Genomic DNA, 4,983 nt, shown 5'->3' on the forward strand with positions numbered 1-4,983 from the left:
TTAGCAATTAAATATGATGCATTGCTTGTGCCTGTATTTTTAAAAAGATTAAAAGAAACAAATTTTGAATTTTTTATAGAAGAGCCTTTATCAGTAAAAAAAACTAATAATTATGAGAGTGATATTTTTAATATTACTCAAATCACGAATAACAAAATTGAAGAGTTTATAAAAGTGGATCCAACTAGTTGGTTATGGACACATAACAGGTGGAAATAAAAATATTATTTTAGAATAAATTCTGGATCAATTTTGACATCAAACCAATTTACCCCAAAATGTAGGTGGGGACCTGTGGCTCTTCCAGTTGATCCTACTTTTCCAATTACTTGTCCTTTTTTAATTAATTCATCTTTTTTTACTAAAATTTCATCTAAATGAGCATAAATTGTAGAAACACCATGTCCATGGTCTAAAATTATAGTTCCTCCTGTAAAATAAAAACCTTTCTCAGCGAGAGTTATATAACCATCAGCTGGAGACTTAATCTCTGTTCCTTTGGGCGCAGCAAAATCAATCCCTAAATGTGGTGAACGAGGCTTGCCATTTAATATTCTTTGACTTCCATAAATACCAGAAATTATGCCATCAATAGGCTTACTAAAGCTTGATAAAAAAAATTCAAAATCTGTGTTAATTAATTGTGCATTTTTGATTAAGTCGTTTTCTTTTTTTATAATTTCTAGAGACTCTTTGTCTGGGGTTACCATTTTTTCATGAAGACCATCTATTTTTTGAGTCTTATATTGTCTTTTCTTTATTTTATAAGTCTTAGAATTAATTTGATTATTCTTATCCACCGACTCTATGACAATATTTCCTGTTTGATTATAATTTATACCAAAAACAAAAGTTCCGTTTTTGGATAATTTTATTTTTTGTTTATTAACAAAAATGGAATTATCAGGTTTCTCTTTTCCAACAATAAGCGCACCTTGAATAATTTCTCCTTTTAATTCAAAAGCATTAGCTAAAGTCGACTGAAATAAAAAAAAAAATATAAATAAAAAATGCATTTATTTTTTATTCAATTGTTTAAATCTTTCTGTGGCTTCAACATAAGAAAAATAAGGCTCTTGTAATTCAACGTTCCAATATCTTAACTCTGATAATTCTATTTTTTTTCCAGAAACTTTACAAAGCACATAATCGCCTGGATTAATAATCTCAAAATTTCCAGGTTTAAATTTTAATTTTGCTTCTTTCATTTAATTAACCTTAGCTTTAATTTTACCGTCAGATAATTCAATTATAATGTCATTATTTTTATAAACATGTTTTTTTTTATAAATAATATTATTATTTAAATCTCTAATAATTGAAAAACCTCTTTTTAAAATCTTATTAGTGTCTAAACTGTTTAATCTAGAAAAAATGCTATTTAAATTTAATCGAGAGTATTTAAATTTATTTTTTAACAGGCCAGCAAGAGATTTTTCATAAAGTTCCATTTTATCTTTCTTTTCTGCTATAAATTTTTTTAAATTATTAAAATTTAATGATTTTACTAATTGATAAATATTTTTATTTTTTTCTTTTAAAAAAATATTAAAGCTATAGATTAACCGTTCATAACATGTGATAACTCTTTGAATCAAAGTAGCTTTTTCTGGAACAGCTTTTTCTGCTGCTGCCGTAGGTGTTGATGCTCTAAAGTCAGCTACAAAATCCAATAAAGTAAAATCCGTTTCATGACCAATTGCGGAGATAATTGGGATTTTACTTGAAAAAGCAGCTTTAACTACATTTTCATCATTAAATGATAGCAAGTCTTCAGCACCTCCGCCTCCTCTTGCAATTATTATTGTATCAACATTGATCTTTTTATTAAAAAATTCTATTCCTTGAATTATTTCTCCTGCAGATTTATTTCCTTGCACAGATATTGGATAAATTAAAAGATGAGTTGGATATCTATTTTGTACTCTGTTTATAATATCCATTATTACTGCTCCAGTTGGTGAGGTAATTATTCCAATTTTATCTGGAATAAATGGAATAGGCTTTTTATGTTCCTCATTAAAATATCCTTCGGCTTGTAGTTTTTTCTTTCTTTGCTCAATTAACTTTAATAATGCTCCCTCACCTTGAAGTTCGATCTGATCTACTTTGATTTGATAACTTGATATGCTACTCTTTGCATAAGTTGTGATTTTTCCTTCAGCAACAACCTCCATGCCCTCCTCTGGAAAGACTTGTAAAAGCGGTACTGCACTTGACCAACAAATAGCATTCAGCACAAAATTTTCATCTTTTAATGAAAAATATAAATGGCCTTTATTTTCTTTTATTTTAGAAACTTCACCTCTAATCCTTACTCTGTCAAAATTTTCTTCTAAAATATTTTTTGTTAAAGATGTAATTTCTGAAACAGAAAATTCTGGTATGTTTTTCATTATCAATTTATATACCTATAATATTATATGAACATAGCTGTTATAGGAAGTGGCGGGAGAGAGCATTCTGTCTGTTTTAAACTAAAACAATCAAAACAAATTAATAAAATTTTTTGTATTCCAGGAAATGCTGGTACAAGCACAATAGCAGAAAATATTAATATAGATGTTCTTAACTTTAAAAGTATTTCAGATTTTTTAAGAAATAATAATATAAAAATAGTTTTTGTTGGACCTGAAGTTCCTTTAGTTAAGGGAATTAAAGATTATTTAGAAAAAAAAAATTTTTTTGTATTTGGTCCGTCTAAAGCAGCTTCAAGATTAGAAAAATCTAAATCTTTTACAAAACAACTTTGTAAAAAATATAAAATACCTACCGCACAATATAAATCTTTTAGCAACATGAAAGGAGTTAAAGAATACATAAAAAAAATGAATACTCCTATAGTAATAAAAGCTGATGGATTAGCTTCAGGTAAAGGAGTTTTTATTTGTAATAGCAAAACTATAGCATTAAAAAAATGTAAAGATATCAATCAAGGTAAATTTAAAAGTTCTAAAAAATTTGTTATTGAAGAATTTTTGTCAGGAGAAGAAGCGAGTTATTTTATATTGTCAGATGGAAAAAGTTATAAATTTTTTGGAACTGCACAAGATCACAAAAGAATAGGAGAAGGTGATACCGGTCCTAATACAGGAGGAATGGGTGCTTACTCTCCTTCAAATATTATTACAAATAAAGTTGAAGAAAAAATAAAAAAAGAAATTATTGATCCTACGTTAAAAGGGTTAAAAAAATTAGGATGTCCTTTTGTTGGAATTCTTTATGCAGGGCTAATTATTAAAAATGATCAACCCAAGCTTATTGAATATAATATTAGGCTTGGAGATCCTGAGTGCCAAGTTTTGATGATGAGATTAAAAACTGATTTGTTAAAAATTATATTAGCTTGTAAAAAAAAACAAATTAACAAAATAACAATTAATTGGAGTAATAAAAAAGCAATAACAATTGTTGCCTCATCTAAAGGATATCCTAATAAACAGGGTAAAATATCAGAAATCAAGAATACAAAAGAAATTTTACTAAATAATAATCAATATTTATTTCACGCAAGTACATTTAAAATGAATAATAAAATTTTCACATCTGGAGGTAGAGTCTTGAATGCTGCGGCTTTAAATAAAAATCTTAGATCAGCTCGAAGCGCATGTGTAAAAATGTTAAAAAAGATTAACTGGAAAGATAAATATTTTAGAAGAGATATTGGTTGGAGAGCTATTAATAATTAATTACGTTTTTTCTTAAAAAAATCTTTCATTAAATCTAAAAAAATATTTTCCTTAAAACCATAATAAAACTTAGGCTTATGATGTAAATTATTAGAATAAATCAACTTTGGACCATTAATAAAACCTCCTGACTTTTTATCTTCTAAACAAAAATAAACTCTTCTAATTCTAGAAAGAGAAATTGCAGAAGTGCACATAGCACATGGCTCTAGTGAAGAATAAAGATCAAATTTATCTAGTCTTTTTGAATTTGTTAATTTTAAGGCTTTTAAAATAGCATTAATCTCAGCATGTAAAATTGGATTTTTTTTAGTTTGATTTATGCATGCTGATATAACTTTTTTATTAACTGGATCTACTATAATTGCGCTAATAGGGAGTTCTCCTAAAGCTTGAGCTTTTTTTGATAATTTTAAAAGTAAATTAGTATAAATATCAGTCTGACCATTCATTATGAATAATAATTACCAAAAAAAAATTAGAATAGCTAAATTTTTATCAAGCAAAGGATATGGTTCTAGACGCGAAATAGAGCAATTAATTCAAAAAAATAAAATTATTGTTAATAAAGAAATTATTTCATCGCCAATTACTTTTGTAAGTAATGAAGACGAGATAATTATAAATAATAAAAAGATTAATCTTGAAAAAAAACTAGAGGTATGGAAATTTTATAAACCATTAAACTATATTACTTCTCGAAATAAACAGGACGATAGACCGATTATATACGATCTATTACCTTTTAATCTTAAAAAAATAAAAACTGTTGGAAGATTAGATATTAATTCTGAAGGACTTTTATTATTAACAGATGATGGTGAAATAATAAGAAATTTAGAATTACCTAAAAACAAATTTATTAGAAAATATAGAATTAGAGTTTATGGATACATAGATGAAACTTCTTTGGATAGGATTAGCAAAGGAGTAAAAATAAATAACATTCAATACGCTCCTTTTGAATATAAATTATTAAAAAAAGGAAATGCAAATTCTTGGGTAGAGTTTCATATGCATGAAGGAAAAAATAATGAAATAAGAAATTTATGCGCTGCTGTTAATCTTAAAGTTAATAGGTTAATTCGTCTGGAATACGGTCCATTTAAACTTAAAAACTTATTAGCTGGAAAAGTAGAAAAAGCAGAAGAGAAAGAAATGAGATTATATGAGGATCATATCAGGAAAATATAAGGGGAAAAAAATACTTTTTCCAAGCAAATTAATTACTAGACCTCTAAGAGATAGAGTCAAAGAGAGTATATTCAATATATTACAGCACTCAAATAAAATT

The 4,983-nt window shown here is 26.5% G+C and carries 8 protein-coding genes; 4 read left to right on the plus strand and 4 right to left on the minus strand.

Features of this window, described 5'->3' with window-relative positions:
• Positions 1-219: LpxL/LpxP family acyltransferase (locus AC8IGH_RS04935; protein ID WP_507419607.1), on the plus strand; the 219-nt coding region annotated here is incomplete at its 5' end.
• 5 nt (positions 220-224) lie between these two features.
• Here AC8IGH_RS04935 and AC8IGH_RS04940 read toward each other — a convergent pair.
• Genes AC8IGH_RS04940 through xseA form a run of 3 tightly spaced genes read right to left on the minus strand, consistent with a single transcriptional unit; the run spans position 225 to position 2,396 of the window.
• Positions 225-1,016, minus strand: coding sequence for a M23 family metallopeptidase (locus AC8IGH_RS04940; protein ID WP_507419608.1), 792 nt, complete (start codon positions 1,014-1,016; stop codon positions 225-227).
• A complete protein-coding gene (locus AC8IGH_RS04945) occupies positions 1,017-1,208 on the minus strand; it encodes a DUF2093 domain-containing protein (RefSeq protein ID WP_507419609.1) in 192 nt (63 codons plus the stop codon).
• Positions 1,209-2,396 carry an exodeoxyribonuclease VII large subunit gene (gene xseA, locus AC8IGH_RS04950; RefSeq protein ID WP_507419610.1) on the minus strand — a complete coding sequence of 396 codons (1,188 nt, stop codon included), beginning with the start codon at positions 2,394-2,396 and terminating at the stop codon, positions 1,209-1,211. It abuts the gene before it with no gap.
• A gap of 27 nt (positions 2,397-2,423) precedes the next feature.
• On the opposite strand from xseA, the gene purD reads away from it, so the two are divergent.
• Complete coding sequence (gene purD, locus AC8IGH_RS04955) at positions 2,424-3,689, plus strand: phosphoribosylamine--glycine ligase (protein ID WP_507419611.1); 1,266 nt, start codon at positions 2,424-2,426, stop codon at positions 3,687-3,689.
• On the opposite strand, the gene AC8IGH_RS04960 is transcribed toward purD, so the two are convergent.
• Positions 3,686-4,141, minus strand: coding sequence for a nucleoside deaminase (locus tag AC8IGH_RS04960; protein WP_507419612.1), 456 nt, complete (start codon positions 4,139-4,141; stop codon positions 3,686-3,688). The two genes, purD and AC8IGH_RS04960, sit on opposite strands and share 4 nt — an antisense overlap.
• Position 4,142: 1 nt before the next feature.
• Here AC8IGH_RS04960 and AC8IGH_RS04965 point away from each other — a divergent pair, with 1 nt between their 5' ends.
• Positions 4,143-4,883, plus strand: a complete 741-nt coding sequence (locus AC8IGH_RS04965) for a pseudouridine synthase (protein ID WP_507419613.1) — start codon at positions 4,143-4,145, stop codon at positions 4,881-4,883.
• A partial coding sequence (locus AC8IGH_RS04970; protein WP_507419614.1) for an RsmD family RNA methyltransferase occupies positions 4,858-4,983 on the plus strand: 126 nt, incomplete at its 3' end. The genes AC8IGH_RS04965 and AC8IGH_RS04970, both read left to right, overlap by 26 nt.

Origin of the sequence: Candidatus Allofontibacter sp., from assembly GCF_038145245.1 — a bacterium.
Taxonomy (GTDB): Bacteria; Pseudomonadota; Alphaproteobacteria; order Pelagibacterales; family Pelagibacteraceae; genus Fontibacterium.

What these genes read in the sequence shown, in the direction of transcription:
- AC8IGH_RS04940 (WP_507419608.1), bottom strand. Translation starts at nt 1,016, where the DNA reads ATGCATTTTTTATTTATATTTTTTTTTTTATTTCAGTCGACTTTAGCT.
- AC8IGH_RS04945 (WP_507419609.1), bottom strand. Translation starts at nt 1,208, where the DNA reads ATGAAAGAAGCAAAATTAAAATTTAAACCTGGAAATTTTGAGATTATT.
- xseA (WP_507419610.1), bottom strand. Translation starts at nt 2,396, where the DNA reads ATGAAAAACATACCAGAATTTTCTGTTTCAGAAATTACATCTTTAACA.
- purD (WP_507419611.1), top strand. Translation starts at nt 2,424, where the DNA reads ATGAACATAGCTGTTATAGGAAGTGGCGGGAGAGAGCATTCTGTCTGT.
- AC8IGH_RS04960 (WP_507419612.1), bottom strand. Translation starts at nt 4,141, where the DNA reads ATGAATGGTCAGACTGATATTTATACTAATTTACTTTTAAAATTATCA.
- AC8IGH_RS04965 (WP_507419613.1), top strand. Translation starts at nt 4,143, where the DNA reads ATGAATAATAATTACCAAAAAAAAATTAGAATAGCTAAATTTTTATCA.